This is a genomic window from Ruegeria sp. BF6, assembly GCF_056538665.1.
The window spans coordinates 931088-956899 of record NZ_JBQFTN010000001.1 but is presented as its reverse complement, the minus strand read 5'-3'; the positions used below and the strand labels follow the sequence as shown (position 1 = coordinate 956899).

The following is a 25812-nucleotide window of genomic DNA, read 5'->3' as shown; positions in this document are numbered from 1 at the left end:
GTCAGGTAGCTGAGCCTTCTTGAGGAGTAGCGTAACTCGGGGATGTGAATGGTGTAACCCCCAACCCTTCGGCTGCGATTGCGGCTTGGGTTGCGGGGCGGTTTTCAAGCCGTGTCAGGATCGCTTGCAGATGAGGGGTATCCGACAACTGAAACCAGCTGCGGTCGGCGCTGGCGGGGTACAGCGCCATCCACCGCATCTGGCAGGCCAGATAAATGGTCAGAACCGAGGGCTGCTCAGAGTGCAGCCAGGTTGGTGCGTTCTCCGCCTCAGAATCCAATACCTGCAAATGTCGGCGCAGACGCGGGCGGATACCGGCGCGCAGATTGTCGGCCTGCGCGGCGTCGATGTATTTCTCGGCGTAGAACAGAATGCGGAGGTCCGCGTGCAGCGTGTTCGATGCAAAGAACAGCCATTTCAGAAATGCCGCCCGTTCTGGTGATTCAGGCGACGGGGCCAGGTGACCATGCATATCAGCCAGCCATAACAGGATGGCCGCCGTTTCAAAGATCGGTCCCTGTGGGGTGTCCAGCACCGGAATCAGCCCGTTCGGGTTCAACTGCCGGTAGGCCGCACTGTCTTGCTCGTTCCGGCGGCGGTCCACCAATACAGCATCATAAGGCAGGCCCATTTCTTCCAGCGCCAGTCTGATCACCAGAGAGGCGTTGTCGGGGGCATAGTGCAGACGATACGGCGCGTTCATAAAATCTATGTACATCGCCGGAACCACACAGGAAGCCTCGATTGCGACGTTTCCAATCGGAAACGCGTATTTTCGAGATATCTTTGCGCGCCAGTGGGTCGATTTGGCTCTCGCAGTTGGCGATTGCATTCCGTATAAACCCTGCAGCAATACAGGGAAACGCTGCCATGACCCGAGATATGTCCCCCATCGACAAAGCCAAATTTGTCGCCGCCCGCCGTGCCGCCGATATGGTTCAGGATGGGATGCGTGTCGGGCTGGGGACCGGATCGACCGCCGCCTGGATGGTGCGCCGATTGGGTGAGAGGGTGCAGACCGAGGGGCTGCGGTTAAAGGGGGTTCCGACCTCGATCCGCACCGCGCAACTGGCCCGCGAGGTCGGAATCGAGGTGGTCTCGCTGGATCAGGCAGGATGGCTGGACCTGACCATCGATGGCGCTGATGAGTTCGATGGTGAGCTAAACCTGATCAAGGGCGGCGGCGGCGCGCATCTGCAGGAAAAGATCGTGGCAACGGCCAGCGATCAGATGGTGGTGATCGCCGATGCCGGCAAAGAGGTTGAAACGCTGGGTGCGTTCCCCTTGCCGGTCGAGGTGATCCCGTTTGGCTGGCAAACCACGCGGACCCTGATCCAAGAGGCCCTGGACACGATGGATGTTCTGGGCAACTCGGCGATGCTGCGGATGAACGGTGAGGCGCCTTTTGTGACCGACGAGGGCAACCACATTCTGGACCTGCACCTGCAGCGTATCGGTAACGTGCGCCAGTTGGCATTGGTACTCAATCAGGTGCCGGGCGTGGTCGAAAATGGACTGTTCATCGACATCTGCGACAAGGTTGTGATCGGCCATGGCGATGGCCGGGTTGAACTGCGCGATATCAATGCTGGCACCACCGAACTGGACCAGTTGGTTGAGAGTGGCGACAATCTGTTCTCGGATTTGGCCGATTGAGACCTGAAACTGACGCCACGACATTTGCGCAAACCACACTTGGTGGCACTGCCTTAAGTAAAGTTTACACACCTAAAAGGGTTGGCAGCGCGTCTTTCGACCCCAGATAATCATCGAATTTTGGCCTGACGAAATAAAGGAACTCAGGATGAGCTTTGACTATGATCTGTTCGTCATCGGAGGCGGCTCGGGCGGGGTCCGCGCGGCACGTGTGGCAGCCGGTGAGAACGGCGCCAAAGTGGCACTGGCCGAAGAGGACCGTTACGGCGGGACCTGCGTCATCCGAGGGTGCGTGCCCAAAAAGCTGATGGTCTTTGCCAGTGAATACGCGGATATGGTCAACGATGCGCAGGCCTATGGCTGGGATGTCAAACCTGGTGCGTTTAACTGGGACATCTTCCGCAGCAAGCTTTATGCCGAGCTGGACCGACTGGAAGGCATCTATCGCAACATCTTAAAAAACAACGGCGTCGAAAGCTTTGATCAGCGCGCCCATGTGGTCGATGCGCATACGGTCGAACTGGCCGATGGAACCCGCAAGACGGCCAAGCACATTCTTGTCGCCACTGGTGGCCGTCCGGTCGTGCCCCAGTTTCCGGGCTCGGACCTGGCTATCACGTCAAACGAGATATTCCACCTGGAGAAGCTGCCCGAAAGCATCCTGATCGTCGGCGGTGGTTATATTGCCAGCGAATTCGCCGGGATCATGAACGGGATGGGCGTGAAGACCACTCAGTTCTATCGAGGTGCGCAAATCCTGCGCGGGTTCGATGAAGAAGCACGCGGCCTGATCAGCGAGGAGATGTGCCAGAACGGCATTGATCTGCACCTTGGTACAAACGTGCTTGAGATGAAAAAGCAAGGCGACAAAATCTGGGTCAAGGCCACCAACGGAACGGAACAGGTTTTTGACGTGGTCATGTACGCTACCGGGCGCGCTCCAAATGCAGACAACCTGGGCCTTGAAGCAATCGGAGTTGAACGTGGCCGCAAGGGCGAGATCGTGGTGGATGAATACAGCCAGACCGGAGTGCCGTCGATCTATGCCATCGGTGACGTGACCGACCGCGTGAACCTGACACCAGTTGCGATCCGCGAAGGCATGGCCTTTGTCGAAACCGTGTTCAAAGGCAACCCGACACCCGTGGATCACGAACTGATCCCAACCGCGATTTTCACCCAGCCGGAATTCGGCACCGTGGGCCTCAGCGAGGAAGAAGCCGCGGCGCAGGAACCGATCGAGGTCTATGCAACTTCTTTCAAGCCGATGCAGAAGGCATTCGCAGGCGGGACGCAGCGTGTCTTGATGAAGCTGATCGTCAGTCAGGCCACCCGCAAGGTGCTGGGTTGTCATATCGTTGCGCCGGGCGCGGGCGAGATGATCCAGCTGGCGGGGATTGCCGTAAAGATGGGTGCAACCAAGGAAGATTTCGACCGCACAGTTGCCGTTCACCCGGTCATGGCCGAGGAACTGGTAACACTGCGGCAACCTGTGCGCACTGCTTGATTTGCAAGTACGCGTACACAAGTTACAAGGGAAACCGTGATCACACGGTCCAACACAAGGAATAGATACATATGGCGGGCAACAGCGGTGGCCCCTGGGGGGGCGGAGGCTCATCCGGTGGCGGAGGAAATCGGGGTAACAACGGGGATGGGCGCAAGCCCCCCGAAGGCGACGGCCCGCAGATCCCCGAGATCGACGAACTGATGAAAAAAGGCCAGGAACAGCTGCGCGTTCTAATGGGCGGGCGCGGCGGCGGTGGCCGTGGCGGCAGTCAAGGCGGCGGTGGAGGCGGTCCGATCTTTACTAAGGGGACCGTGGCGATTGGTGTACTGGTTGCGGCGGGCTTATGGGCGGCTGCGAGCTTCTACACCGTCAAACCCGAAGAACAATCGGTTGAGCTGCTTCTGGGTGAGTTCTCTTCGGTCGGGAATCCCGGTCTGAACTTCGCCCCTTGGCCTTTGGTGACGGCCGAGGTTATCCCGGTCACACGCGAACAGACCGAAGATATGGGCGGTACGCGTGGCAGCGACGACGGTCTGATGCTGACTGGCGATGAAAACGTGGTCGATATCGACTATCAGGTTGTATGGAACATCAACGATCCGGCAAAGTTTCTGTTCAACCTGCGCGACCCGCGTCAGACAATCCGCGCCGTGTCTGAATCAGCGATGCGTGAGATCATTGCGCAAAGCGAACTAGCCCCGATCCTGAACCGGGATCGTGGTGTGATCGCGGACCGCCTGCAGGAGCTGATACAGGCAACCATGGACAGCTACGATTCGGGTATCAACATCGTCCGTGTGAACTTTGACAAGGCCGACCCGCCGCAAGACGTGATCGCTGCATTCCGCGACGTTCAGGCCGCAGCGCAGGAGCGTGACCGTCTGCAAAACGTCGCTGACGCGTACGCAAACCAGGTTCTCGCGGAAGCCCGCGGTGAAGCCGCGCAGGTTCTGGAACAGGCCGAGGCCTATCGCGCCCAGCAGGTCAACAGCGCCCAGGGTGAAGCCAGCCGTTTCAGCGCTGTTTTGGAAGAATACTCCAAGGCTCCCGACGTGACCCGTAAACGCTTGTATCTGGAACGTATGGAGCAGGTTCTGGGGGATGTGGACAAGATTATCCTCGACGAAAACTCGACCGGTTCGGGGCAGGGTGTTGTACCTTATCTGCCTCTCAATGAACTGCGCCGCAATCAGACCGAGGAGAGCAACTGATGCGTAAGTCACCCATTATCCTCATCCTCGTCGTGATCCTTGGCGTGATCGGCCTGTCCTCGATTTTTATTGTGGATGAACGGGAACGTGCACTGGTTTTGCAGTTCGGTCGTGTTGTCGACGTTAAGGAAGAGCCCGGACTCGCGTTCAAGATACCGATCATTCAGGAAGTCGTTCGTTATGACGACCGCATCTTGTCGATTGACGTGCAGCCGCTGGAAGTCACGCCTCTGGACGACCGCCGTCTGGTGGTCGACGCGTTCGCCCGTTACCGGATCGCTGACTTGAACCAGTTCCGCCAAGCTGTTGGTGTCGGCGGAATCCCGGTGGCCGAAGATCGTCTGGACCGTATCCTGCGGGCCGAAACCCGCGAAGTTCTGGGTTCGGTTTCATCTCGTGACATCCTCAGCTCGGATCGTGCGGCACTGATGCTGCGTATCCGCAATAGTGCGATTGCCGAAGCACGCGCGCTGGGCGTCAATGTGATCGACGTGCGTCTGAAAGCGACCGACCTGCCGCAGGCCAACTTGGAGGCGACCTTTGATCGGATGAAAGCCGAGCGGGAGCGTGAGGCAACTGACGAACGCGCCCGTGGTAAGGAAGCGGCGCAGCGTATCCGCGCGCAGGCCGACCGGACCGTGGTCGAGTTGGTGTCAGATGCCAACCGCGAGGCCGAGATTATTCGTGGTGAGGCTGACGCCGAACGCAACGCGATCTTTGCCGAAGCATACGGCGCAGACCCTGAATTCTTTGAATTCTACCGCTCGCTTTCAGCCTATGAGCAGGCGCTGCAGGGTGGCAACAGCTCGCTGGTACTCAGCCCGGATTCTGATTTCTTCAACTATCTGAAATCGCCTACCGGACAGGGTGGCCGGTAATGGGCCTGATCCTTCTGGCTTTCGGGCTGGTACTGATTGTCGAGGGGCTGGCCTATGCGCTGGCCCCTTCGCTTATTGAACGTATGCTTGAAGCACTGCGGTCGCTGCCCGAACAGGCGCGTCGGCTGGCGGGGCTGCTGTGTGTCGTCAGCGGTCTGGTGTTGCTTTGGGGCGCGTATCAGGTCGGGTTTTAGTACAGTCATTTCAATTGCCGGTGATTTCCCTGCGATCCCGAGTTGCGGGCTTGGACAAACTGACTACATTGGTTGCTAAGAAGGGTTGCCGAGGGGCGGCCAAAGAAGAATTGTCGACAAGGAGTTCCCAAGTGCAGGCACAAGCACGAAGTATTTCGGTCCGGCGGGACGATAGTGTTGGTTTCATGCGGCTGATGTGGCTGGCTTTCGCGGGGATGCTGCTTGTTCTGGCGCAGACCGTCGCTGCTCAGGCGCGGGGCGAAAGCTTGGCGCCGCTGGCCGAAAAGATCAGTCCGGCAGTGGTCAACATCACCACCACAACCCTGATCGAAGGGCAGACGGGGCCGCAGGGGATTGTGCCCGAGGGCTCTCCGTTCGAGGATTTCTTTCGCGAGTTTCAGGACCGCAACGGTGACGACGACAACCGCCCGCGCCGCAGCAACGCGCTGGGTTCTGGCTTTGTGATTTCAGAGGACGGCTATATTGTTACCAACAATCACGTCATCGCCGAAGCTGATGAAATCCTTGTGGAATTCTTCCCCGGTGACGGGCAACCCAAGAAGGAATTGCCGGCCAAAGTGATCGGTACGGATGAAAAAACCGACATCGCGCTGCTCAAGGTCGAGGCCACTAGTCCGCTGCAATACGTGAAATTCGGCGATAGCGACATTGCGCGTGTCGGTGATTGGGTGATCGCTATGGGCAACCCGCTCGGGCAAGGCTTTTCGGTCTCGGCGGGCATTGTCTCGGCTCGAAACCGCGCGCTGAGCGGGTCGTATGACGATTACATCCAGACCGATGCGGCCATCAACCGCGGCAACTCGGGTGGTCCTCTGTTCAACATGGATGGCGAAGTGATCGGCGTGAACACGGCGATCCTGTCGCCTAACGGTGGTTCGATCGGGATTGGCTTCTCGATGGCCTCCAATGTGGTGGTCAAAGTAGTCGATCAGCTGCGCGAATTCGGTGAGACCCGCCGCGGCTGGCTGGGCGTGCGCATTCAGGACGTGACCGAGGATATGGCCGAGGCGATGGGGCTGGACAAGCCCGGCGGTGCGCTGATCAGTGACGTGCCGGATGGTCCGGCCAAAGAGGCGGGCCTGTTGGCCGGTGACGTGATCCTCAGCTTTGACGGTGTCGAGGTCGAAGATACGCGCGGTCTGGTCCGTCAGGTTGGCGAAACCACCGTTGGCAAATCAGTTCGCGTGGTGGTCCACCGTGACGGTGGCACCCAGACCGTTCTGGTGACACTGGGCCGGCGTGAGGACGCAGAGCGCGCCGAGAACGGTGACGAAGAAACGCCGGACATTCCGGCCGAGGAAAACGCTGATGTTCTTGGTCTGACAATTTCGCCTTTGACCGATACGTTGCGAGAAGATCTTGGTCTGGATGCGGATGCTGAAGGACTGGTTGTGACCGAAGTGGACGAGGCGTCCGAAGCCTTTTCCAAGGGTCTGCGCGCCGGTGACCTGATCACCGAGGCCGGTCAACAGAAGGTCAGCTCGATCGAAGACCTGGAAGCACGCATGGACGAGGCGCGCGAAGCAGGGCGTAAATCGCTGCTGCTGCTGGTGCGCCGCGGTGGCGAACCCCGCTTTGTGGCGTTGAGCCTTGGCGAGTAAGTAACCTGATCAGAAACGAGATTAGGCCGGAGCTTATGCTCCGGCCTTTTTTGTGCTGCGAGATAGTGAGCCACGCACCGGGGAGGTGCGTGGCTCTGGTACAGGGAGAGGTCAGTGGACAGATATCGGGGATGATTCTCTGACCTCCTACGGTAACAACTATGACGATAGGCTTAACGCCATCCATGGTCTGTGAAGCAGGTCACAGGGCTCAGATCAGGTCGGAATCGGCCAATTCCCGCAGCGCAGCGAAATCCTGAATCATCAGCCCGCCGCGCGACGCTTCGACCACGTTATCGCGTTTCCATGTGGAAATGGTTTTGGATACCGCTTCCCGAGTGGCGCCCACGAACTCGGCCAGTTCGCTTTGCGACAGGGTAATCCGTTTGGATGGATCATCTTGCAGTTCGGACAGGTGCAACAACTTGCGGGCCAGGCGGATCGGCATCGGCAGAAAGACCTGCTCGTTCAGTTGTGATCCCATCCACCGCATTCGCAGGCCGGCCAGACGGATCAGATCAACCGCAAGGTCGGGATGTAGCCGGATCTGATCCATCACATCGCCTTGCCGCACCCGCAACACGCGTGAATGCTCTGCCGCCGCAATGGTGGCAGTGCGTGGGCCGCTGTCAAACAGGGCAATCTCGCCAAAAACCTCTCCGGGCCGCATCAGGGTCAGTGACAGTTTTCGGCCGCTCATAGCCAGAAAGGAAACTTCGAGCGTGCCTTCGAGAATAGCAAAGAGGGCGTCGCCTTCGTCGCCTTGCTCGAACAGAACCTCTCCACGTTCCAAAGTAATTTCGGTCGCCTGCGCGGAAAGCATGGCTTTGAGCCTGTCAGATGCCTCGGACAGAAAGCCGCTGTCTGGAAAAGCCGTCATGAGTTTCTGGTGCTCCGGCTGTGAGTGGTGCCACAACTTTCCACAGCTTTGGCGTTTAGCCAAGGATTTTGTCTGTTTGTTCCTGTGTTACGTCTGGGAATAAACAAAATTCCGTTACCGCATGAGGCGAAAGGGGGCACTTATTTTCCCCTATTGATGGTCAGGATCATCCATGTAGCTTTGCAGCAGATTGAATTGCAGCATCAGGAACACCATCAGCGCGATTGGGAACCCGAAGGTTTCGATCTTGACCCAGAGGTCGGTCGACATCGTGCGCCAGACGAATTCGTTGGCCACTGCCAGAACCGCAAAACAGCCGCAAAGCCGTCGGGTCAGGATCATCCAGCCTTCGTGGCGCATTGGCAGCATCTCGTCCAGGACATAAGCGAGGTAAGACTTGCCCTGCAGCAGGCCGATGCCAAGGATCACCGAAAAGAACCCGTAGACAAGCGTGGTTTTCATCTTGAAAAATCGCTCGTCATTGAACCATGCAGTCAGGCCACCAAAGAATATGACCATAAATGCCGTGAATATTTGCATCCGGCTGAGCTTGCCGGTCAGGTACCAGAGGATAGCCATGGCGGCCAGCATCAGCGGGACAAAAATGATAGTGGCGACGATAAAGCCGGAGTATTCAATGCCGCCGATCAGAAAACTGTCGTCACGCAGACGCAGGTAAATGAAGAAGAAAGCCAGTGGAGGGCCAAGCTCCAGCACCTGCTTCAGAAACGGGTTGATCTCTTTTTTGCCTGTCATAACGGTTTCCTGCTGCTTACCCGCCCATTTCAACTATTACGGCGCCAAGTGCAATCAATGCCATCAACCCGATCCGTCTTGGGCCCACGGTTTCTTTTAGAACCAGCCAACCGATCAGGGCGGCAAAGACAGTCGAGGTTTCCCGCAAGACGGCGGCTTCGCCGACCTTGTCGAGCCTTGTGGCCAGCATGATCGCCCCGAAAGACAAGGGGGCGATGATGCCGCCGGCAAGTCCGCGCAACATCAGCGGGCCGATGGCCGGGCGATTGATCATCACCCGCCATCTGAGGAAGGCGTAGATAGGCATTGCCGCCCCGTCGATCATGAAGAACCACGCCAGAAAGGTGAAGGGGTCGGCGGTGGCGCGGATGCCGTAGGCGTCATAGGTGGTGTAGAGCGCCACGAAAAGGCCGGTTGCGACGGCCAGCACCAATGCGATGCCCAGCGTTTCGCGGTTGGTTTCGAGGAAGCGAAAATTATAGGCGGCCAGTCCGAAAATGCCGGCCAGCAGGACGGCCACACCGAACCATTGGGTGCCGGTAAAGGTCTCTCCGAAAAGCAGATAGGCGCCGATGACGGTGAACAGCGGGCCAGTGCCGCGGACAACCGGGTAGACGACCGTGTAGGACCCCTTGGTATAAGCCATGGCCTGAAGGGTTTTGTAGGCGATGTGGATTACCCATACGGTCGCAAAAATCGGCCACATATAGGGTTCGGGCCAGGGCACCACGAAAAACGCGAAGGGGGCAGCCAGAAGACAATAGCTGGCGTCGATGGCGCCGCGCGACATCCATGGATCGTGGCGGCCTTTTTGCAGGGCGCCGAAAACCGCGTGCAGGAAAGCCGCCATCAGTGCAAGCCCGAGGGCGAGTTGGTGGCCTGCTTCGGTGCCTTCCAGAGAAATTAGCCAGTCACTCAATTCTTAGACCGGGAAGATGAAATTGTTGACAATGCCTTCGACCGTTTCGACCGTGTCCAAACGATCTACCAAAAAGAAGATACGATGTCGCGTCGCTTCACCGACACGAACGTTTGGGAGTTCTTTGCAAAAAACACCACTTACAGTGTCATGTGACTCGAGGTAGTCGACGGCTGATTTCGGATCTCCTGATACGTCCACGAAAAACTTGAACTGTGTCCCAAGTCGTTTGTGAACCTTGAGCCTCACTCGGATTGGACCGTTATTATCGGTTGGCCGTTCAGGCACCCGAACGATCTTGTTCTGCAATCGTCCGTGGTAACGCTCTCGATCGCTAGCAAGCTGCTCAAGGTATTTGTCGTTCCCGTATCGAATAACGAGCAGGTTGAGGGTGGTGATACTCTCCGGTGCTTGGCCCTTAGGGTTTAGCTCGAATTCGATTTGTTGTGTTCGCAGGGATAGTAAGAAATAAAGTTCTTGAGCGATTTTCCTGGCAAAAGTCCAAACAACGCCTGCGATTGCCACCAGTAAGGTGACATCGAAGTAGAACTCAAAAGACCCGAATTTGGCTATCAAATTGTCAAAGACCAAAGGCTACCTTCTTTCCAATCCAGTCAGCGCGGCGGCAAATTCATCGGGGTCAAAGGGGGCAAGGTCGTCGATTTGTTCGCCGACGCCGATGGCGTGGATAGGCAGGCCGAACTTGTCCGCCAGTGCCACCAACACGCCGCCCTTGGCGGTTCCGTCGAGCTTGGTCATGACCAGACCCGAGACGTCGGCCAGATTGCGGAAGGTTTCCACCTGGCTCAGCGCGTTTTGGCCTGTGGTGGCGTCCAGCACCAGCAAAGTGTTGTGCGGTGCGGTTTCGTCCTTCTTGCGGATAACGCGTACGATCTTGGCCAGTTCTTCCATTAAGTCGGCGCGGTTCTGCAGACGACCGGCGGTGTCGATCATCAGCAGGTCGGCGCCGTCTTCTTGCGCCTTGGTCAGCGCGTCGAAGGCAAGGCTGGCCGGATCGGACCCTTCGGGTGCAGTCAGAACGGGCACACCTGCGCGCTCGCCCCAGACTTGAAGCTGTTCGACAGCGGCGGCGCGGAAGGTATCTCCGGCAGCAATTACGACTTTTTTGCCAGCGGCCTTGAACTGACTGGCCAATTTGCCGATCGTTGTGGTCTTGCCCGACCCGTTCACGCCGACGACCAGCACCACCTGCGGGCGTTTTGGATAGATCGGTAGGGGCTTGGCGACCGGCTCCATCACGCGTGAAACTTCCTGCGCCAGAAGCTGTTTGATTTCCTGGGTCGAGAGTTTGCGGCCATAGCGCCCCTCGGCCATGTTTGCGGTGACGCGCAGGGCGGTATCGACGCCCATGTCCGAGGCGATCAGCAGCTCTTCGAGCTGCTCGAGCATGTCGTCATCCAGTGTACGGCGTATTGCGGTTTTGGTCTCGCTGCGACCGAACAGACGGCCCAGCACGCCCTTGGAGGGCGCATCCTCCGGTGGGGGCGGCGTAGGGGTCGGATCGACAGGCGCGGGATCGGGCACCTCGACCGGCTGTGGTGCCGGTGCGGGTTCCGGCACTTCGGGAACCGGTTGCGGAACTTCCGGCACCGGTTCGGGTTGCGGCTCGGGCTCGGGGATGATCGGGTCGGGGGCGGTCGTTTCCTCTCCACCGTCTTCGACGATGGCCTCAAGCCCCTGTTCGAGGCGGGACGAGGATTTGAACAGCTTGTCCTTGAGCTTTGAGAAAAACGCCATTTTTGGTCTCCGCAGGTGTTCCCTTCACCTAATGCGGAATTGCGGCAGTTGCAAAGGGTCAGAGAAAGGCAATCAGCAAACCGGCCTGCGCACCCCAATAAAGCGGCCAGACCAGATAGGGCGTGATCCTCAAGGCGGGGTGGTTTGCGGGCAACAGGAACTTTTCGGTCGCCAGGATCAGGTCGGACGCGATAAAGGCCAGGGCCGCAGGCAGGGCCCAACGCAGGGCACCGGTTTCTGGCAGGGCCAGGACAGTAATGCCCATCCCCAGAATGATCGGGATATAGCCCAGCACCGGGCCCTTGAGGTCGCCGGCGCGCGGTGCGAGCAGGGTGGCGGCAACGATCCCAAGAATGATGAGCGACCAGAAAAAACCGGGTTTGTCGAAGATCAATGCTGGATCGCTGGCGGGATAGGTCAGGAACAGCGCGACATAGGCCAGATGTCCGGCAGCAAAGGCTGCGATACCCGCCATGAAGGTATTGCCCGTCTCGCGCGACAACAGCGCGTCGCCAAGGGCGCACAGGGCTAGCGCCAAAACCAGTAAAAGCGGTGCTGCGTCCAGCAAGGCAATCAGGGCCAGCAGGGCCACCGATGCGGTTTTCAACAGCGACCGCAAGGCGCTGGCAGGACGCGGCGACAGGGGCAGATAGGCCAGAGCACAGATAGCTGCGAGCCAGAACAATGCAGTTGTCATGAATACCTCTCCCGTTTTTTGCAGCATGTTACGGGTTGTCGGCTCACCTCAACCGGTGACGTCAAGGCAGGTGGTTGTGCGGAAATGGCAATGGCACCGGATAACCGCATCTGACACAATGTGATCATGTTCAGATATCTAGCGATTCTCCTCTCGTTGCCCGCGTATTCAGCTTTGGCTCAACCAGCGCTGACGGCGTCGGATTTCGACGAGTATACGCGCGGAAAAACCCTGTATTATGGCTTTCAGGGAAAGGTCTACGGGGTCGAGCGTTATTTGCCCAATCGCCGCGTCGTCTGGTCGTTTCTGGATGGCGATTGCAAGGAAGGCGTCTGGTATGAGCAGGACGAACAGATCTGTTTCATCTACGAAGATCGTCTGGCCCCGCAATGCTGGGTTTTCACCCGGTCTGGGAATGGCCTGATTGCTCAGTTCGAGGGCGACCCGGCGCAGACCGAACTCTACGAGGCCGAAGATATCGGTGAAGAGATGATCTGCTACGGACCGGATGTCGGAGTATAATCTGCACTCAGAACAGTGAACCCTGATCCGGTGCGTCTTTTTTGGGTGCTTTCTTCGGAGCCGGTCGTTGGGTGGTGGATTGCCCGGTGGTCAGCACGCCATCGGCAAACTCGATTTGCAATGCCTCGTGTTTCTCGGCCTGCTTTTTGGTTGTCAGAACGTGATCGTCGGCGCGTACCACGGCATAGCCCCGTTGCAACGTTGCCTTGTAGCTGAGCGTTTCGCGCAGCCGGTCTGTCGCGGTCAATTGTTGACGCATCCGATCCAGGCGGGTTGTCTGCGCTACGTTCATCCGTTCGGCCAGCCGGGTGATGGTCTGGTGCTGTATCTCGATCTCTCGCTGAATGGGGCGCAGGGACAGGCGCGAGGACAGGTTGCGCACCGCTTCCTGACGACTAGTGACGAGGTTGCGCAGGGTCGAAGGGCGCAAGTGGGCAGACATTTTCGCCACTTGTAGGTGTCGGTTTTGAACGCCGCGCTCTAGTGCTGGGGTCAGGCGATCGGCAATCAAATCAAGCCGTTGACGTGGAGTGTTCAATAAGCTGCCCGGGCGTGGCAAGGCACGGGAAAGATCACGCAGGCGCTGCGACCTCCGCTGCACCGCATCTGTCGCAGCGCGGGACAGGCGCGCGCCCTGTTCACCGGTCCAGGCCAGCAGTTCCATCCGCACGGGCACGGCCAGTTCGGCGGCTGCGGTTGGGGTTGGTGCGCGGCGGTCGGAAACATAGTCGATCAGGGTTGTATCCGTTTCGTGTCCAACGGCCGAGATCAGCGGAATGTTCGAGGCTGCAGCAGCGCGCGCCACGATCTCTTCGTTAAAGCCCCAGAGGTCTTCGATCGATCCACCACCCCGGGCGACGATGATCAGATCGGGGCGAGGCAGGGCTCCGCCCGGTGTCATTTGGTTGAAGCCCTTGATCGCATTTGCGACCTCGGGGGCGCAGTTCGATCCCTGAACGGCCACTGGCCAGATCAAAACCTTGCGCGGAAAACGATCACGCAGGCGGTGCAAAATATCCCTAATCACCGCGCCCGAAGGCGAGGTCACCACGCCGATGATTTGTGGCAAATAAGGCAGCGGCTTTTTGCGTTCGGGTGCGAATAACCCTTCGGCCTCAAGCTGTTTCTTGCGTTTCTCCAGCAAGGCCATCAGCGCGCCTTGCCCGGCAACCGCAACCTCATCGACGTTCAGATTGTATTTTGACTGAGCACCGAAGGCAGTGAGCCGACCAGTGACGACGACCTCTAGCCCTTCCTCAGGGACAACGGACAATCCCGAAACCTGACCCTTCCACGTGGTGCAGGCCAACACGTTCCGGTCGTCCTTGATGTCATAATACAAATGCCCCGAGCGCGCCTTGAACACGCGCCCGACCTCACCGCGCACTCGGATTCGACCGAAGGTGCCTTCGAGCGTCCGTTTCACTTCGCCCGAGATGTCCGAAACAGTGTATTCAGGAGTGTTTTGGCCGGGAATGGGGTCGTCAAGCAGGTCGGACATTTCAGCGCCTTGTGTCAAATGCCCGCCCAGCTTAGAACGCCCGCAAGGCGAGGCCAAGCAGATCGGAGAGCAGTCATGAATATCCTCATTCTCGGCAGTGGTGGGCGGGAACACAGCCTGGCCTGGGCAGTAATGCAGAACCCCAAATGTGACCGCCTGATCGTGGCGCCGGGCAATGCCGGGATTGCGCAGATCGCGGAGTGTGCCGCACTTGATATCGAGAACGGCGGGGCGGTCGTCAGCTTTGCCGAGGCAAACGCGATTGATTTTGTGATTGTCGGCCCCGAGGCGCCTCTTGCCGCTGGTGTGGCGGATCGCCTGCGTGAGGCGGGCGTGCTGGTGTTTGGCCCTTCGGCAGCTGCGGCGCAGTTGGAGGCCTCGAAGAGCTTTACCAAGGAAGTCTGCGATGCGTCGGGTGCTCCGACGGCGGCTTATGCGCGGTTCACCGAGGCCGAGCCAGCGAAAAAGTATATCCGCGCACAAGGCGCGCCGATTGTGGTCAAGGCCGACGGTCTTGCCGCTGGTAAGGGCGTGATCGTGGCAATGGACGAGCAAACCGCGCTGGATGCAATCGACGATATGTTCGGTGGCGCTTTTGGTGGGGCCGGTGCCGAGGTCGTTATCGAAGAGTTCATGGAAGGCGAAGAGGCATCGCTATTCGTGTTGTGCGACGGTGATGACATTCTGTCCGTGGGCACGGCACAGGACCACAAGCGTGTGGGTGAGGGCGACACGGGCCTGAACACTGGCGGCATGGGCGCCTATTCCCCGGCGCCAGTTCTGAGCGCCGAGATCGAAGCCCGCGCGATGGAAGAGATCATCAAGCCAACCGTGGCCGAGATGAAACGGCGCGGGATGCCGTTTCAGGGTGTTCTCTATGCCGGTCTGATGATCAAGGACGGCCAGCCGCGTCTTGTGGAATACAATGTTCGATTCGGAGATCCCGAATGCCAAGTCCTGATGATGCGTCTTGGCGCGCAGGCAATGGACCTGATGCACGCCGCCGCCGAAGGCCGGTTGGCAGAAGCACAGGTGAATTGGGCGGAGGATCACGCCCTTACCATTGTGATGGCGGCGAATGGGTATCCTGGTTCCTATGAAAAGGGCAGCGTGATCAAAGGGCTTGAGGGGTTGCCCGAAGACAGTTCGAACATGGTGTTCCACGCTGGAACCAAAGCCTCGGACGGGCAGGTGCTGGCCTCGGGTGGGCGTGTGTTGAACGTCACCGCGCGGGGCGCGACTCTGCAAGATGCGCGGGATCGGGCCTATGACATGGTGGATAGCGTCGACTGGCCTGATGGGTTTTTCCGTCGCGATATCGGTTGGCGGGCGCTCTGATCCGAAAGGCTCCCGCGCCCTGACGCTGCATCAAAGATGCGACGTCAAAGGCCTTGGGCCGGGCAGCCCGCTGGCGCGGGCTGCGGTTGGGCTTAGCGGGAGCAGGCTATTACTCGGTTCATTGCGTCAGCTGAGAAGGGGCCTAATTCGGTCCGTCGCCAGCCTTCAGCGAAATGCACACTCACGATGTCATTCCAATCACCGCTGGCGACAATGAGTTCAGGGCCTAGTCCGCAATCTCGGATCCCGCCGGTGATGAAGTCTTCGCCGATGCGATGGTTGGTCAGGCCGGGCAAAGCGGCGATCTCGGTCAGGTCGCCATCCTTGAAACGCCAGATGCGCAGGGTCTTGGCAAGGTGGGGTCGGTCGATATAGGCGACCTCTACGAAGCCATCGCCGTCCAGATCCGCTGCGCCAACGGGCGCGAGCCAGCGAAATCGGGTGCCGATGTAAGGCGTTGCGGCAACTAGGCCACCGCCATTATAGATCGCAAGCCGTGCACCCTTGTCGCGGTGGCTTTCGACCACCATGGCTTCGCGCTTGCCGTCATTGTCTATATCGACGAGACGTGGATTGATGTCTTCAAAAACTCGTTCTTCGGGCAGCCGGATCGTATATTCAGCCCATCCGGGCAGGTATTGCAGAACCAGCGCACCATATTCAATCTGATCGCCGAGAACCCAATGCGGGTAACGCGCCGTAGGCTCGGAGTATTCCGCCGAAACTAACGGCTCGTTTTGCCAGATTTGCTGGGGCCGGGCCGCAATGGGACAAACGCAGAGGGCGATTGCTAGGGCGGCGACCGGCCGGGGCGTCATTAGATCTGCTTTTCGGGCATCTGGACCACCAGACCGTCCAGCTCATCCGTGACCTTGATCTGGCAGGTCAGGCGTGAACGCGCTGGGTCGGGCTCATAAGCGAAGTCCAGCATGTCCTCTTCCATGTCGTCCTTGGCCGGAACCTTCTCTACCCAATCGGGGTGGAGGTAAACATGGCAGGTCGAGCAGGCGCAGGCGCCGCCGCAATCGGCCTCGATGCCGGGGATGTTGTTGTCACGGGCGCCTTCCATGACGGTCAGTCCGTTGGCGACCTCGACTGTATGCTCGGTACCGCTGTGCTCGACATAGGTGATCTTTGCCATTGCGTGCGTCTTCCTTTTTCGATTGTCGGAGTCTTCCTTAGTGAAGGCATTTAGGTCTTTCCAGCCTCATTTGCGACTCATCACGCCGCGTCTGGACTTTCCCGCCGTTTGTTCTATCTTTGTTCTTATGCTTGTTACCCCTGTTCGCCCTACGGTTTCAAACCGGGACTGGCCGCGCCCGCCTTCCTGTTTAACTTCTGACAGGCTGGACGACCCGCCCGAGGGCGCGCGCGTGACGGTGGCGGGGCTGGTGATTTTGCGACAAAGGCCGGGGACGGCCAAAGGGGTGATATTCGTCACGCTTGAGGACGAGACCGGAATCGTAAACGTGGTGGTCTGGCGCAAGATCTATGAACAATTCCGCCGCGCGGTGATCTCGGGGCGGTTGCTGAAGGTCACCGGCCGGATGCAGCGGGCGCATTCGGTGACCCATGTGATCGCGGAAGAGATCGAGGATATCTCGGGGATGCTGGATATACTGGTGCGGGGTGCGGCAAAATCCGGGTACAACTCTGCGCGCAGGTGGCATGAAACTCCTGCGCCGTCACTATTTCGCCAAAGTTGAGTGCATTCTGAAAGTACAATTCAGGGATGTTAATTTATGCAAAACAAATATTTGTACCGCATTTACCGTTTGCGGCGGTTGATAGTCACCAGTCTGATTTTACTGTTCGTGCCATGGGCCATTGGTTGGCAATTGTTCGGCCCATCCGCATTGCTTGAAAGCCCAGCTGCAAGTGCCGGTGTCGCCGTTATCTGCACGTCGATTATTCTGGGCCTAGTGCTGGTTTACCCTCGGGTGTGGTGGGAAACAGTGACGACCGCGTTTGTCTTCGGGTTCGTGCTGATGTTCCTGCCGGTCACAGAAGCGATACCTGAACTGGCGCCAACTGCTAATCGTGGTGCAATTACGGCATGGCTCATATTCGGAGTCGTCTTTGGCAATATATTCCTGTGGTTGGGCCTGAACTGGTTGCCCGCGACCTTAATTAACGTTCCACTCGGGCTGCGTGAGTGGAAGTCACGCATCCGATACGACATGACAGCGGACCGGGCGTTCCAAACCCTAAAAACAACTCCGGACAGTTTTGATGGGAAATACAAAACCGCCCCGGTGGGCAATGACGGGCTGTTCACGGTTTCCTCAATCATAAACACGGTTAACCCGGGCACCTTGGACCCTGAGAGAGAAGAGTTTCTTTATAAATGCAAGATCGAACAGGAAGGTGAAACCACTCAGGTGATCTCAAGTTATTATACGATCGAGGGTGAAGCCCGCGTGGACGTTGAACGTCTGACCGTGCGGCCAGCCGGGCAAGGCGCGATTTGTGAAACGTGCGTAGTAAAAAGTCGCCGTAACTTCTATGAAGATCTTGGCTTTTGGCTGCAGGAATTCGGTGCAGATCATATGTATAGCAGGTTGGAACGGTCAGAGGGGCGGCCTTCGGTCGCTTTGGTGGACTTGCCTTACATTACGCCGCTGGTCGGATTGGCCCGGTTCTTCGAGCAATTCAACGAGGACCCTCCGGGGGCGCAGCGGTAGCCTGTTCCAACGACAAAGCGAGCGTCTAAGTCAGAGTATCTGGAAAGTTCACCGCCTAAACAACACCCCCTGTTCCTGCTTACCCCGATGATCCCCGCGCAACTCGGCGTGTAGGGCGCGTCCTGCCTGTACTGCCGGGCGGGCACTGACTGTCTCCAGCCAGCGGGTGAAGTGGGGTTTGTCGTCCAATACCTGCTGTTGACCCTCCCACAGGCTGGCCCAGCCCCAAATCGACATGTCGGCGATGGAATAGAAATCGCCCGCGACGTATTCGTTCCCGGCCAATCGCCGGTCGAGCACGCCGTATAGACGTCCGACCTCGGCACGGTAGCGGTCTTGGGCGTAGGGCAGGTCCTGCGGCGGGTCCAGTTGCGGAGCGTATTTCAGGAAGTGGTGCGCCTGACCGGCCATTGGGCCGACGCCGCCCATCTGCCACATCAGCCATTCTTCGACGGCGATCCGGTCACGCTCGGTTTTGCCGTAGAACTGCCCGGTCTTGCGCGCCAGATACATCAGGATCGCGCCGCTTTCGAAGACCGAGGCAGGCGCGCCATCCGGGCCGTCGGGATCGACGATGGCGGGCATCCGATTATTGGGGGAAATCTTCAGGAACTCGGGGTCGAACTGATCACCCTTGCCGATATTGATCAGGTGGGTGGTGTAGGGCAGCTCCATCTCCTCCAAAGCGATGGATGCCTTCCAACCATTGGGCGTGGGCCAGAAATACAGATCGATCATGGTGCCTCCTCAGGTTGAGAGGATCATGCGGTATTCTGCGTAATCGGCAAGGGGTGTTACGAAAGCGTGACAGCGCGGCGACCGGGCTTGACGGCCAAGTGCGCGCGGCGTATTTGCGTCGCAGAAGCTACGTGGCGATTTGTTACCGGATTGCGGGCCACGCTAAACAACACCGCTAAAAGGTCAGGATGAAAGGCCCCTTTCGCTTGACCGCGTCTGGGGTTTTTTTGATGCCCTTGCCAGACAAGGGTCGAGAGGAATGACATGAGCGAGAGCTGGAACAAACGCACCCAAGCCGTCCACGGCGGCATCCGTCGCAGCCAATATAACGAGGTGTCTGAGGCGATCTTTCTGACGCAGGGCTTCGTCTATGAAAACGCCGAACAGGCCGAGGCCCGGTTCATCGAGACCGGCCCGGATGAGTTCATCTATGCCCGTTACGGCAACCCGACGGTTTCGATGTTTGAACAGCGCATCGCTGCGCTTGAAGGGGGCGAAGACGCTTTTGCTGCAGCGTCGGGCATGGCGGCTGTTAATGGTGCGCTGACCTCGATCCTGAAGGCGGGCGATCACGTCGTGTCCGCCAAGGCGCTGTTCGGGTCGTGCCTGTATATTCTGGAAAACATCCTGACCCGCTATGGCGTTGAGGTCACCTTTGTCGACGGCACCGATCTGGGCGCGTGGAAAGCGGCGATCCGCCCGGACACCAAGGCGGTGTTCTTTGAATCCATGTCGAATCCGACGCTCGAGGTGATCGACATTGCCGCCGTTTCCATGCTGGCCCATGCGGTCGGGGCGCTGGTGGTTGTCGACAACGTCTTTTCCACCCCGGTCTTCTCGCGCGCGATCGAGCAGGGGGCCGATGTGGTTGTCTATTCGGCGACCAAGCATATCGACGGGCAGGGGCGCGCGCTTGGCGGTGTCATCATCGGCACCAAGGAATTCATCCGCGGCACAGTCGAACCGTATATGAAACATACCGGCGGTGCACTCAGCCCGTTCAACGCCTGGATCATGCTGAAGGGGCTGGAGACGATGGCCCTGCGGGTCAACGCACAGGCCGAGACGGCTCAGACCGTGGCCGAAGCATTGGAAGGTCACCCTGCGCTGGAGCGGACTCTGTATCCGGGGCTGAAAACCCACGCGCAGAATACGCTGGTTCAGACGCAGCTGGGTGGCAAGGGTGGTACGGTACTGTCGTTGGACATCAAGGGCGGAAAGGGCGCGGCGTTTGCGTTTCTGAATGCCCTAACAATCCCGGTGATCTCGAACAACCTGGGCGATGCCAAGTCGATAGTGACGCACCCGGCCACAACGACGCATCAGCGGCTAAGCGATGAACAGAAAGATGAACTGGGCATCACGCCGGGATTGATCCGCCTGTCCATCGGTCTGGAGGACACAGGCGACCTGCTTGCCGATATTAAGCGCGCATTGGACGTTTCCCAGCGCTGAGACCAGTCTATATCCAGCTATACCCGGGGTCGAATCCGACCGTAGGGGCGCAAATTCACGTGTCCCTTGCGGAAATTCGATCCGGGCTGTGTTTCGGCGCGTATACAGTTACACTGGAAAACGCGCCGAACCTGTATATAGTCCGGCGACCAACCCGAGGAGCCCCGATCGATGAACGTGCACCCCCGCAGCATTGATGACGCACCTGACCATGATGAGGCCGCCGCCGCGCTGAAAACATTGCGCAAGTGGGCCGAAACCGCGACCGAAGCCGAGATCAGCCAGCTTGATCCCGCCATCGCGCGCCTTGTGCCGGGGCTGGCTCCAACGAATTACCCGTCGCTTTCGCGGGAGTACCCGGAAGGGTTTGAGGCCGACGACGCCTATCGTGCGACATTGCCGGATCTGCAGAACGGCCCGTCCAGTCTGATCCGCGGGGCCAAACAGCAGATTCAGCATGTGGGCATCTCGAACTTTCGCCTGCCGATCCGATTCCACCGTAAGCATGGTGACGACCTTACGCTGGAAACATCCGTTACCGGCACGGTCAGCCTCGAGGCTGAAAAAAAGGGCATCAACATGTCCCGGATCATGCGTTCGTTCTACAAACATGCCGAGCGCACGTTCAGTTTTGAGGTCATAGAGGCTGCGCTGAATGACTATATGACCGATCTGGATAGTTTTGATGCGCGTATCCAGATGCGGTTTTCCTACCCGGATCGCGTCAAAAGCCTGCGCTCGGGTCTGGAGGGATACCAGTATTACGACATCGCACTGGAACTGGTTGAACAGAACGGTGTGCGTCAGAAGATCATGCATCTTGACTACGTTTATTCCTCGACCTGTCCTTGCTCACTGGAACTTAGCGAACACGCACGGTCCACGCGTGGTCAGTTGGCGACGCCGCATTCGCAGCGGTCTGTTGCGCGTATTTCGGTCGTTGTCGATTGCGACGCGGACTGTCTGTGGTTCGAGGACCTGATCGCGCTTTGTCGTCGTGCGGTACCGACGGAAACACAGGTGATGGTCAAGCGCGAAGACGAACAGGCCTTTGCCGAGTTGAACGCAGCCAACCCGATCTTTGTCGAGGATGCCGCCCGCCTGTTCTGTGCCGAGCTTCAGGCCGACCACCATGTTGGTGATTTCCGTGTGGTGGCCAGCCATCAGGAAAGCCTGCACAGCCATGATGCAGTGTCGGTTCTGACCGAAGGCCCGACCTTTGTCTCGTCCAGCCTAGACCCGCGCCTGTTCTCGACCCTCTTTCACATCGGGTGACTGAGAAGGCGCACTTGAAGTCTCGAAATTAGACAAATGGCGAATTTTTGCCGCACCGCAGCGAAAATTGCTGCGGCAGCACTTCCTTTGACGTAAAGTAAGGGAGATTGCAGCCGTGGCACACGCGTTTTCGAACCGTTTCGCCACACTGAGAGGAAGCCGAGACGTGAGACGCCCCGGGACTTCAAGCCTTGGCAATCTGCCCGAGACATCAGGGCGGAGCAGGGTGCTTCTTTTTGAAGGTTGCATCGCTTTCACAGGAGAAACGACTAATGAATCCGATTACCCAGCCGCTGGAATTTCAGGCGGCGGCCATTCGTATGGCCGGCTACGCGGTTAGCAACCAACTGAAGATCATGCAAATTCTGGCCACCTCCGCCATGGAGTTGCCGTTTGCACCTGTACATGCCTTGCACGCGTCGTCCGCGCGTCCAGCGCCGGCAGCTGCAAAGCCGGAATTCAAGTCTAAAACGGCCACAGCCACGCCCAAACTGGCGGCAGCACCAAAGGCCAAGCCGGTCGCGCGGGCCAAGGCGGCTGTGACGCCAAAGGGCGAATCGCCTAAACCTGCCGCGGCCAAAAAAGCGACCGCTTCGGCCAAGAAGGCGGCCCCCCCAGCCAAGGCAACGGCTGAACCGGCAGTATCAAAGCCCGCTGACGCAGCAATACCGCAAGAGGCCAAACCGGCGGCTGCCGCGCCCAAGTCCCAGGCGCGCACCCGCGGAACGGCTACTGCGAAGCCCGCGGCCGCCAAGCCCGCACCCAAGGCACAGGCGCCCGAGCCCGCCACGGCCAAAACGGCTGCTAAACCCGCAGCGGCTAAGGCTCCGGTAAAAGCGGAATCGCCTAAACCTGCGGCCCCTAAAGCTGCCGCCAAGCCCGTGGCACCCAAGGCACAGGCCGCGAAAACCGAAGTCCCGAAGGCTGAGATTGCCGAGCCGGTTGCGCCTGCGGCAAAACCTGCTGCACCTGTGGCCCAAACCGCTGCACCTGATGCCAAACCTGCCACCGCTGAGGCTGAGGTCAAACCGGTCGCGCCCAAGACAGAAGCCACCACGCCGGTAGCGCCTCAGCGCCGGACGCGTGCGCCTTCGAAGCCACCCTCGATGCCCACACCCGCCAGTAAAACGGACGAGTAAACGGGACATCCGCTTGACACGGTCGTGTAGGCGCGCCAACGCTGCGCCTCATGACGGACATGCGCCCGGTTGGATATGTGATTGGCCTGTTGGTCGCCATTCTTGGGGCGACCATGCTGCTGCCCATGCTTGCGGATCTCATTGAAGGCCGGGGCGAATGGCACGTATTTCTTGAGAGCGGCGTCATCACCATGCTGACGGGTGTTGTCCTGTCCATCAGCTGTTCGAACGGGGTGGGCGAAGGTCTGACGATCCGTCAGACCTTTTTGCTGACCACCGGCGTCTGGGTGGCGCTGCCGCTTTTTGGTGCCATCCCGTTTTTGTTCGGTGAGACAGAACTGCGCTTTGTCGATGCCTATTTCGAGGCGATGTCAGGACTGACCACCACCGGTTCGACCGTCATATCCGGTCTCGATGACTTGCCACAGGGTCTGCTGCTGTGGCGCGGCGTGCTGCAATGGCTGGGCGGGATTGGCATCATTGTTGTCGCCATGGTGTTCCTGCCCGAACTTCGGGTGGGCGGTATGCAAATCTTCCGCTCGGAAGGGTTTGAAACCATGGGGAAAATCCTGCCGCGCGCGCAAGAGATCGCGGGCCAGATATCCCTGATCTACGTTTTTCTGACTTTAGTCTGCGGCTTGGTCTATGCCGGTCTGGGGATGAGCTTTTTCGACGCCGTCGTGCACGCGATGACCACCATCGCCACAGGCGGGTTTGCGAATTACGATTCCTCCTTTGCGGTGTTTTCAGGACCAACCGAATACGCGGCTGCGGTCTTCATGATCCTCGCTGCGCTGCCGTTCGTGCGATACGTTCAGTTCGCCAATGGTAATACGAACTCTCTATGGCAAGACAGTCAGATCAAGACCTTTCTGGCGACGATCCTGGTGCTTGTCCTTGTCATGGCAGTATTCCTGATCTCGGTCTTTCCGCATCATTGGGAGCAGGCGTTCCGAGAGTCGCTGTTCAACATCACCTCGATCATTTCCGGTACGGGCTATGCCAGCGTCAACTATATGACCTGGGGCAATTTCCCGGTCATGCTGTTCTTTCTGATCGGGCTGATTGGGGGATGCGCGGGATCGACCGCCTGTTCAATCAAGATCTTCCGCTATCAGTTGCTGTTCGCCTCGATCAAGACCCAGATCAGCCGTATCCGGTCGCCGCATGGTGTGTTCAACCCGCGCTATGACGGGCGTACAATCGGGCCGGACGTTTTATCCTCGGTGATGAGCTTTTTCATGTTTTTCGTGCTCTCGATGGGCGTGCTGGCCTGGGCGCTGGCATTGACGGGACTGGACTTCATCACTTCCGTCTCGGGCGCGGCGACGGCGCTCGCCAATGTAGGGCCGGGGCTGGGGAATCAGATCGGTCCTGCGGGCAACTTTGCCGGGCTGAGCGATACGGCCAAGTGGTTGCTATCCATCGGTATGCTGGTCGGGCGGCTGGAACTGCTGGCCGTCTACGCGCTGTTTACTGTCCAATTCTGGAGAAGTTGATGAGAAGGCCTCTGGGTGCCCAGATTTCGCATATGTTGAAAGACAGGGGTGTTGATGTGATTTTTGGTATCCCGGGCGTGCACAATCAGGAAATGTACCGGGGCATCGAAGAAGCGGGCATCACGCATGTTCTGACCCGTCACGAGCAGGGGGCCGGGTTCATGGCTGATGGTTATGCTCGTGCAACCGGCAAACCGGGTGTCGCATATGTGATCACCGGGCCGGGGCTGTGCAACATCATGACGCCGATGGGGCAGGCCTATACGGACTCGGTGCCGATGCTGGTGATGTCATCCTGTTTGGAAGAGACAGGCGCAACGCAGGGCCAGTTGCACCAGATGAAGGATCAGCGCGGTGCTGCCGAAACCGTGACGGACTGGTCCCGACAGGCAAACACGGCACAGGCGGCCTATGGGCTGGTCGAGCACGCCTTTGAAGAATTTGAGCTCTCCCGCCCGCGCCCCAAGCATATTCAGATACCAATCGCACAGCTTGAGGCCGAGGCCGACCCGGCACCGTTTCCAAATCAACCCGGTTTACGGTCCAAAGCGGTGCCGCCCGATCTGGCGCCGCTTATGTCCTTTCTGAATATCTCGCACCGGCCGCTGTTCATTCTGGGGGGCGGGGCGCGGTCGAACCTGTGGCGGCAAATCCTAACTCAGTTAGGGGCGGCGTGTTTCACCACCTACGCGGGTCGTGGGATGGCAGGGTTTGGCTATGCGCTGGATTTCGGTGCCACTCTGCCGCGCCCGGGCAGTGCTGATGTGATCGGTTCGGCCGATCTTGTGGTCGCAGTGGGCGCGGAACTGGGGGAGGTTGATCTGTGGCGCAACACGCTGGGTCATACCTCTCATCTGGTGCGGGTTGATCTGGATCCGCAGGTTCTGTCCGATCGTCACCGCGCGGGGATCAAGCTGCAGGTCGATGGCGAAAGCTTTGCCCATGCTCTCTGGGCTGCGATTGACGCCGTGAATCCGGCGACGGGCTGGAGGCCCGCAGAGGTAGCCGAGGCCCGCAAACGCTGGCGGGCGGAATCCGATGCCGAACGTCCGGGGATCGTACCTGTGCTGGATGCCCTGCGCGAGGCAATGCCCGCAGACACGATGATCTATTCCGACATGACCCAGTTTGCCTATGTCGCGAAAGAGGTCTGGGACATGGCCTATCCCTATCACTGGCACCACCCGACCGGGTTCGGCACGCTGGGCTATGCGCTGCCTGCCGGGATCGGCGGCGCGGTCGCGCGTCGGGGCAAACCCACGGCCGTGATCGCGGGGGATTACGGTTTCCACTATACGATGATGGAGTTGGGCGCGGCGGTTGAGCTGGGCCTGTCTCTGCCGATCATCCTGTGGGACAACGGTAAGCTGAAAGAGATAGAAGACAGCATGGTCCGCAGCCAGATTGCCCCGAATGCGGTAGTGGCCCGCAATCCCGATTTCTGCAAATTGGCCGAGGCCTTCGGGGCCTTGTCTGCCGCTCCGGGTAATCTGGAAGAGATGCAGGCAGCCGTGCAGGCCGCGTTTCACGCCTCGGTTCCGACGTTGATCCGGGTGACACCGGACATCGCCTAGAAAAAA

26 protein-coding genes and 1 riboswitch are annotated in these 25812 nt (G+C 58.9%); of the genes, 15 read left to right on the top strand and 11 right to left on the bottom strand.

The genetic code is table 11. The annotated features are described in order from the left end of the window. Window position 1: 1 nt before the first annotated feature. On the bottom strand, window positions 2–703 hold the full coding sequence (locus ACR0IM_RS04770) for a glutathione S-transferase family protein (RefSeq protein ID WP_480681437.1): 702 nt from the start codon (window positions 701–703) through the stop codon (window positions 2–4). 167 nt (window positions 704–870) lie between these two features. Here ACR0IM_RS04770 and rpiA point away from each other — a divergent pair, with 167 nt between their 5' ends. The 6 genes from rpiA to ACR0IM_RS04740 all read left to right on the top strand — a co-directional run bounded on the left by rpiA (window position 871) and on the right by ACR0IM_RS04740 (window position 7071). After that, window positions 871–1656, top strand: a complete 786-nt coding sequence (gene rpiA, locus ACR0IM_RS04765; protein ID WP_480589589.1) for a ribose-5-phosphate isomerase RpiA — start codon at window positions 871–873, stop codon at window positions 1654–1656. Window positions 1657–1804: 148 nt separating this feature from the next. Further along, window positions 1805–3163, top strand: a complete 1359-nt coding sequence (gene gor / locus ACR0IM_RS04760; protein WP_480589590.1) for a glutathione-disulfide reductase — start codon at window positions 1805–1807, stop codon at window positions 3161–3163. Window positions 3164–3234: 71 nt separating this feature from the next. Next, entirely contained in the window at window positions 3235–4377 is a 1143-nt protein-coding gene (gene hflK / locus ACR0IM_RS04755; protein ID WP_480640673.1) for an FtsH protease activity modulator HflK, read from the top strand. Continuing rightward, a complete protein-coding gene (gene hflC, locus ACR0IM_RS04750) occupies window positions 4377–5255 on the top strand; it encodes a protease modulator HflC (protein ID WP_480589592.1) in 879 nt (292 codons plus the stop codon). The genes hflK and hflC overlap by 1 nt, the downstream gene beginning before the upstream one ends. Continuing rightward, entirely contained in the window at window positions 5255–5449 is a 195-nt protein-coding gene (locus tag ACR0IM_RS04745; RefSeq protein ID WP_170324515.1) for a DUF2065 domain-containing protein, read from the top strand. Before hflC ends, ACR0IM_RS04745 begins: the two co-directional genes overlap by 1 nt. Window positions 5450–5580: 131 nt before the next feature. After that, window positions 5581–7071, top strand: coding sequence for a DegQ family serine endoprotease (locus ACR0IM_RS04740; RefSeq protein WP_480589593.1), 1491 nt, complete (start codon window positions 5581–5583; stop codon window positions 7069–7071). Between the two features lie 211 nt (window positions 7072–7282). On the opposite strand, the gene ACR0IM_RS04735 is transcribed toward ACR0IM_RS04740, so the two are convergent. The 6 genes from ACR0IM_RS04735 to ACR0IM_RS04710 all read right to left on the bottom strand — a co-directional run bounded on the left by ACR0IM_RS04735 (window position 7283) and on the right by ACR0IM_RS04710 (window position 12081). Then, a complete protein-coding gene (locus ACR0IM_RS04735; protein WP_480589594.1) occupies window positions 7283–7951 on the bottom strand; it encodes a Crp/Fnr family transcriptional regulator in 669 nt (222 codons plus the stop codon). A gap of 150 nt (window positions 7952–8101) precedes the next feature. Then, the gene (locus ACR0IM_RS04730; RefSeq protein ID WP_480680999.1) at window positions 8102–8707 is read right to left on the bottom strand and encodes an inner membrane-spanning protein YciB; all 606 of its coding nucleotides are present in this window, start codon (window positions 8705–8707) and stop codon (window positions 8102–8104) included. Between the two features lie 16 nt (window positions 8708–8723). Next, on the bottom strand, window positions 8724–9626 hold the full coding sequence (locus tag ACR0IM_RS04725; protein WP_480680998.1) for an EamA family transporter: 903 nt from the start codon (window positions 9624–9626) through the stop codon (window positions 8724–8726). A 3-nt stretch (window positions 9627–9629) separates the two neighbouring features. Next, entirely contained in the window at window positions 9630–10217 is a 588-nt protein-coding gene (locus ACR0IM_RS04720; protein ID WP_480680997.1) for a hypothetical protein, read from the bottom strand. Window positions 10218–10220: 3 nt separating this feature from the next. Further along, entirely contained in the window at window positions 10221–11384 is a 1164-nt protein-coding gene (gene ftsY / locus ACR0IM_RS04715) for a signal recognition particle-docking protein FtsY (RefSeq protein WP_480680996.1), read from the bottom strand. Between the two features lie 58 nt (window positions 11385–11442). Then, the gene (locus tag ACR0IM_RS04710) at window positions 11443–12081 is read right to left on the bottom strand and encodes a lysoplasmalogenase family protein (protein WP_480589599.1); all 639 of its coding nucleotides are present in this window, start codon (window positions 12079–12081) and stop codon (window positions 11443–11445) included. A gap of 126 nt (window positions 12082–12207) precedes the next feature. Here ACR0IM_RS04710 and ACR0IM_RS04705 point away from each other — a divergent pair, with 126 nt between their 5' ends. Further along, window positions 12208–12603 carry a hypothetical protein gene (locus ACR0IM_RS04705; protein ID WP_480589600.1) on the top strand — a complete coding sequence of 132 codons (396 nt, stop codon included), beginning with the start codon at window positions 12208–12210 and terminating at the stop codon, window positions 12601–12603. Window positions 12604–12610: 7 nt separating this feature from the next. Here the strand turns inward: ACR0IM_RS04705 and xseA are convergent, their stop codons facing one another. Further along, the gene (gene xseA, locus ACR0IM_RS04700; protein WP_480680995.1) at window positions 12611–14104 is read right to left on the bottom strand and encodes an exodeoxyribonuclease VII large subunit; all 1494 of its coding nucleotides are present in this window, start codon (window positions 14102–14104) and stop codon (window positions 12611–12613) included. A gap of 75 nt (window positions 14105–14179) precedes the next feature. On the opposite strand from xseA, the gene purD reads away from it, so the two are divergent. Further along, window positions 14180–15442: a phosphoribosylamine--glycine ligase gene (gene purD / locus ACR0IM_RS04695; RefSeq protein ID WP_480589602.1), complete on the top strand. Its 1263-nt coding sequence runs from the start codon at window positions 14180–14182 to the stop codon at window positions 15440–15442. 92 nt (window positions 15443–15534) lie between these two features. On the opposite strand, the gene ACR0IM_RS04690 is transcribed toward purD, so the two are convergent. Next, window positions 15535–16260 (bottom strand): FG-GAP repeat domain-containing protein, encoded by a 726-nt coding sequence (locus ACR0IM_RS04690; protein WP_480589603.1) that lies wholly within the window; start codon window positions 16258–16260, stop codon window positions 15535–15537. Then, on the bottom strand, window positions 16260–16583 hold the full coding sequence (locus ACR0IM_RS04685) for a 2Fe-2S iron-sulfur cluster-binding protein (RefSeq protein ID WP_170324526.1): 324 nt from the start codon (window positions 16581–16583) through the stop codon (window positions 16260–16262). The genes ACR0IM_RS04690 and ACR0IM_RS04685 overlap by 1 nt, the downstream gene beginning before the upstream one ends. Window positions 16584–16710: 127 nt before the next feature. On the opposite strand from ACR0IM_RS04685, the gene ACR0IM_RS04680 reads away from it, so the two are divergent. After that, window positions 16711–17148, top strand: coding sequence for an OB-fold nucleic acid binding domain-containing protein (locus ACR0IM_RS04680; RefSeq protein WP_480680994.1), 438 nt, complete (start codon window positions 16711–16713; stop codon window positions 17146–17148). Window positions 17149–17184: 36 nt separating this feature from the next. Continuing rightward, the gene (locus tag ACR0IM_RS04675) at window positions 17185–18126 is read left to right on the top strand and encodes a hypothetical protein (RefSeq protein ID WP_480589605.1); all 942 of its coding nucleotides are present in this window, start codon (window positions 17185–17187) and stop codon (window positions 18124–18126) included. A gap of 48 nt (window positions 18127–18174) precedes the next feature. Here ACR0IM_RS04675 and ACR0IM_RS04670 read toward each other — a convergent pair whose 3' ends face one another. After that, on the bottom strand, window positions 18175–18864 hold the full coding sequence (locus ACR0IM_RS04670; RefSeq protein ID WP_480680993.1) for a glutathione S-transferase N-terminal domain-containing protein: 690 nt from the start codon (window positions 18862–18864) through the stop codon (window positions 18175–18177). 121 nt (window positions 18865–18985) lie between these two features. Then, a riboswitch (SAM riboswitch) is annotated at window positions 18986–19063 on the top strand. 65 nt (window positions 19064–19128) lie between these two features. On the opposite strand from ACR0IM_RS04670, the gene metZ reads away from it, so the two are divergent. The 5 genes from metZ (at window position 19129) to ACR0IM_RS04645 (ending at window position 25806) form a co-directional block, all read left to right on the top strand. Next, window positions 19129–20319, top strand: coding sequence for an O-succinylhomoserine sulfhydrylase (gene metZ, locus ACR0IM_RS04665; RefSeq protein ID WP_480680992.1), 1191 nt, complete (start codon window positions 19129–19131; stop codon window positions 20317–20319). Between the two features lie 171 nt (window positions 20320–20490). Further along, on the top strand, window positions 20491–21594 hold the full coding sequence (gene folE2, locus ACR0IM_RS04660; RefSeq protein ID WP_480680991.1) for a GTP cyclohydrolase FolE2: 1104 nt from the start codon (window positions 20491–20493) through the stop codon (window positions 21592–21594). A 272-nt stretch (window positions 21595–21866) separates the two neighbouring features. Continuing rightward, entirely contained in the window at window positions 21867–22733 is an 867-nt protein-coding gene (locus ACR0IM_RS04655; protein WP_480680990.1) for a hypothetical protein, read from the top strand. 50 nt (window positions 22734–22783) lie between these two features. Continuing rightward, on the top strand, window positions 22784–24232 hold the full coding sequence (locus ACR0IM_RS04650) for a TrkH family potassium uptake protein (protein ID WP_480589610.1): 1449 nt from the start codon (window positions 22784–22786) through the stop codon (window positions 24230–24232). Next, entirely contained in the window at window positions 24232–25806 is a 1575-nt protein-coding gene (locus ACR0IM_RS04645; protein WP_480680989.1) for a thiamine pyrophosphate-binding protein, read from the top strand. The genes ACR0IM_RS04650 and ACR0IM_RS04645 overlap by 1 nt, the downstream gene beginning before the upstream one ends. Window positions 25807–25812 lie beyond the last annotated feature (6 nt).

What these genes read in the sequence shown, in the direction of transcription:
- ACR0IM_RS04770 (WP_480681437.1), bottom strand. Translation starts at nt 703, where the DNA reads ATGAACGCGCCGTATCGTCTGCACTATGCCCCCGACAACGCCTCTCTG.
- rpiA (WP_480589589.1), top strand. Translation starts at nt 871, where the DNA reads ATGACCCGAGATATGTCCCCCATCGACAAAGCCAAATTTGTCGCCGCC.
- gor (WP_480589590.1), top strand. Translation starts at nt 1,805, where the DNA reads ATGAGCTTTGACTATGATCTGTTCGTCATCGGAGGCGGCTCGGGCGGG.
- hflK (WP_480640673.1), top strand. Translation starts at nt 3,235, where the DNA reads ATGGCGGGCAACAGCGGTGGCCCCTGGGGGGGCGGAGGCTCATCCGGT.
- hflC (WP_480589592.1), top strand. Translation starts at nt 4,377, where the DNA reads ATGCGTAAGTCACCCATTATCCTCATCCTCGTCGTGATCCTTGGCGTG.
- ACR0IM_RS04745 (WP_170324515.1), top strand. Translation starts at nt 5,255, where the DNA reads ATGGGCCTGATCCTTCTGGCTTTCGGGCTGGTACTGATTGTCGAGGGG.
- ACR0IM_RS04735 (WP_480589594.1), bottom strand. Translation starts at nt 7,951, where the DNA reads ATGACGGCTTTTCCAGACAGCGGCTTTCTGTCCGAGGCATCTGACAGG.
- ACR0IM_RS04730 (WP_480680999.1), bottom strand. Translation starts at nt 8,707, where the DNA reads ATGACAGGCAAAAAAGAGATCAACCCGTTTCTGAAGCAGGTGCTGGAG.
- ftsY (WP_480680996.1), bottom strand. Translation starts at nt 11,384, where the DNA reads ATGGCGTTTTTCTCAAAGCTCAAGGACAAGCTGTTCAAATCCTCGTCC.
- ACR0IM_RS04710 (WP_480589599.1), bottom strand. Translation starts at nt 12,081, where the DNA reads ATGACAACTGCATTGTTCTGGCTCGCAGCTATCTGTGCTCTGGCCTAT.
- ACR0IM_RS04705 (WP_480589600.1), top strand. Translation starts at nt 12,208, where the DNA reads ATGTTCAGATATCTAGCGATTCTCCTCTCGTTGCCCGCGTATTCAGCT.
- xseA (WP_480680995.1), bottom strand. Translation starts at nt 14,104, where the DNA reads ATGTCCGACCTGCTTGACGACCCCATTCCCGGCCAAAACACTCCTGAA.
- purD (WP_480589602.1), top strand. Translation starts at nt 14,180, where the DNA reads ATGAATATCCTCATTCTCGGCAGTGGTGGGCGGGAACACAGCCTGGCC.
- ACR0IM_RS04690 (WP_480589603.1), bottom strand. Translation starts at nt 16,260, where the DNA reads ATGACGCCCCGGCCGGTCGCCGCCCTAGCAATCGCCCTCTGCGTTTGT.
- ACR0IM_RS04685 (WP_170324526.1), bottom strand. Translation starts at nt 16,583, where the DNA reads ATGGCAAAGATCACCTATGTCGAGCACAGCGGTACCGAGCATACAGTC.
- ACR0IM_RS04680 (WP_480680994.1), top strand. Translation starts at nt 16,711, where the DNA reads ATGCTTGTTACCCCTGTTCGCCCTACGGTTTCAAACCGGGACTGGCCG.
- ACR0IM_RS04675 (WP_480589605.1), top strand. Translation starts at nt 17,185, where the DNA reads ATGCAAAACAAATATTTGTACCGCATTTACCGTTTGCGGCGGTTGATA.
- ACR0IM_RS04670 (WP_480680993.1), bottom strand. Translation starts at nt 18,864, where the DNA reads ATGATCGATCTGTATTTCTGGCCCACGCCCAATGGTTGGAAGGCATCC.
- metZ (WP_480680992.1), top strand. Translation starts at nt 19,129, where the DNA reads ATGAGCGAGAGCTGGAACAAACGCACCCAAGCCGTCCACGGCGGCATC.
- folE2 (WP_480680991.1), top strand. Translation starts at nt 20,491, where the DNA reads ATGAACGTGCACCCCCGCAGCATTGATGACGCACCTGACCATGATGAG.
- ACR0IM_RS04655 (WP_480680990.1), top strand. Translation starts at nt 21,867, where the DNA reads ATGAATCCGATTACCCAGCCGCTGGAATTTCAGGCGGCGGCCATTCGT.
- ACR0IM_RS04650 (WP_480589610.1), top strand. Translation starts at nt 22,784, where the DNA reads ATGACGGACATGCGCCCGGTTGGATATGTGATTGGCCTGTTGGTCGCC.
- ACR0IM_RS04645 (WP_480680989.1), top strand. Translation starts at nt 24,232, where the DNA reads ATGAGAAGGCCTCTGGGTGCCCAGATTTCGCATATGTTGAAAGACAGG.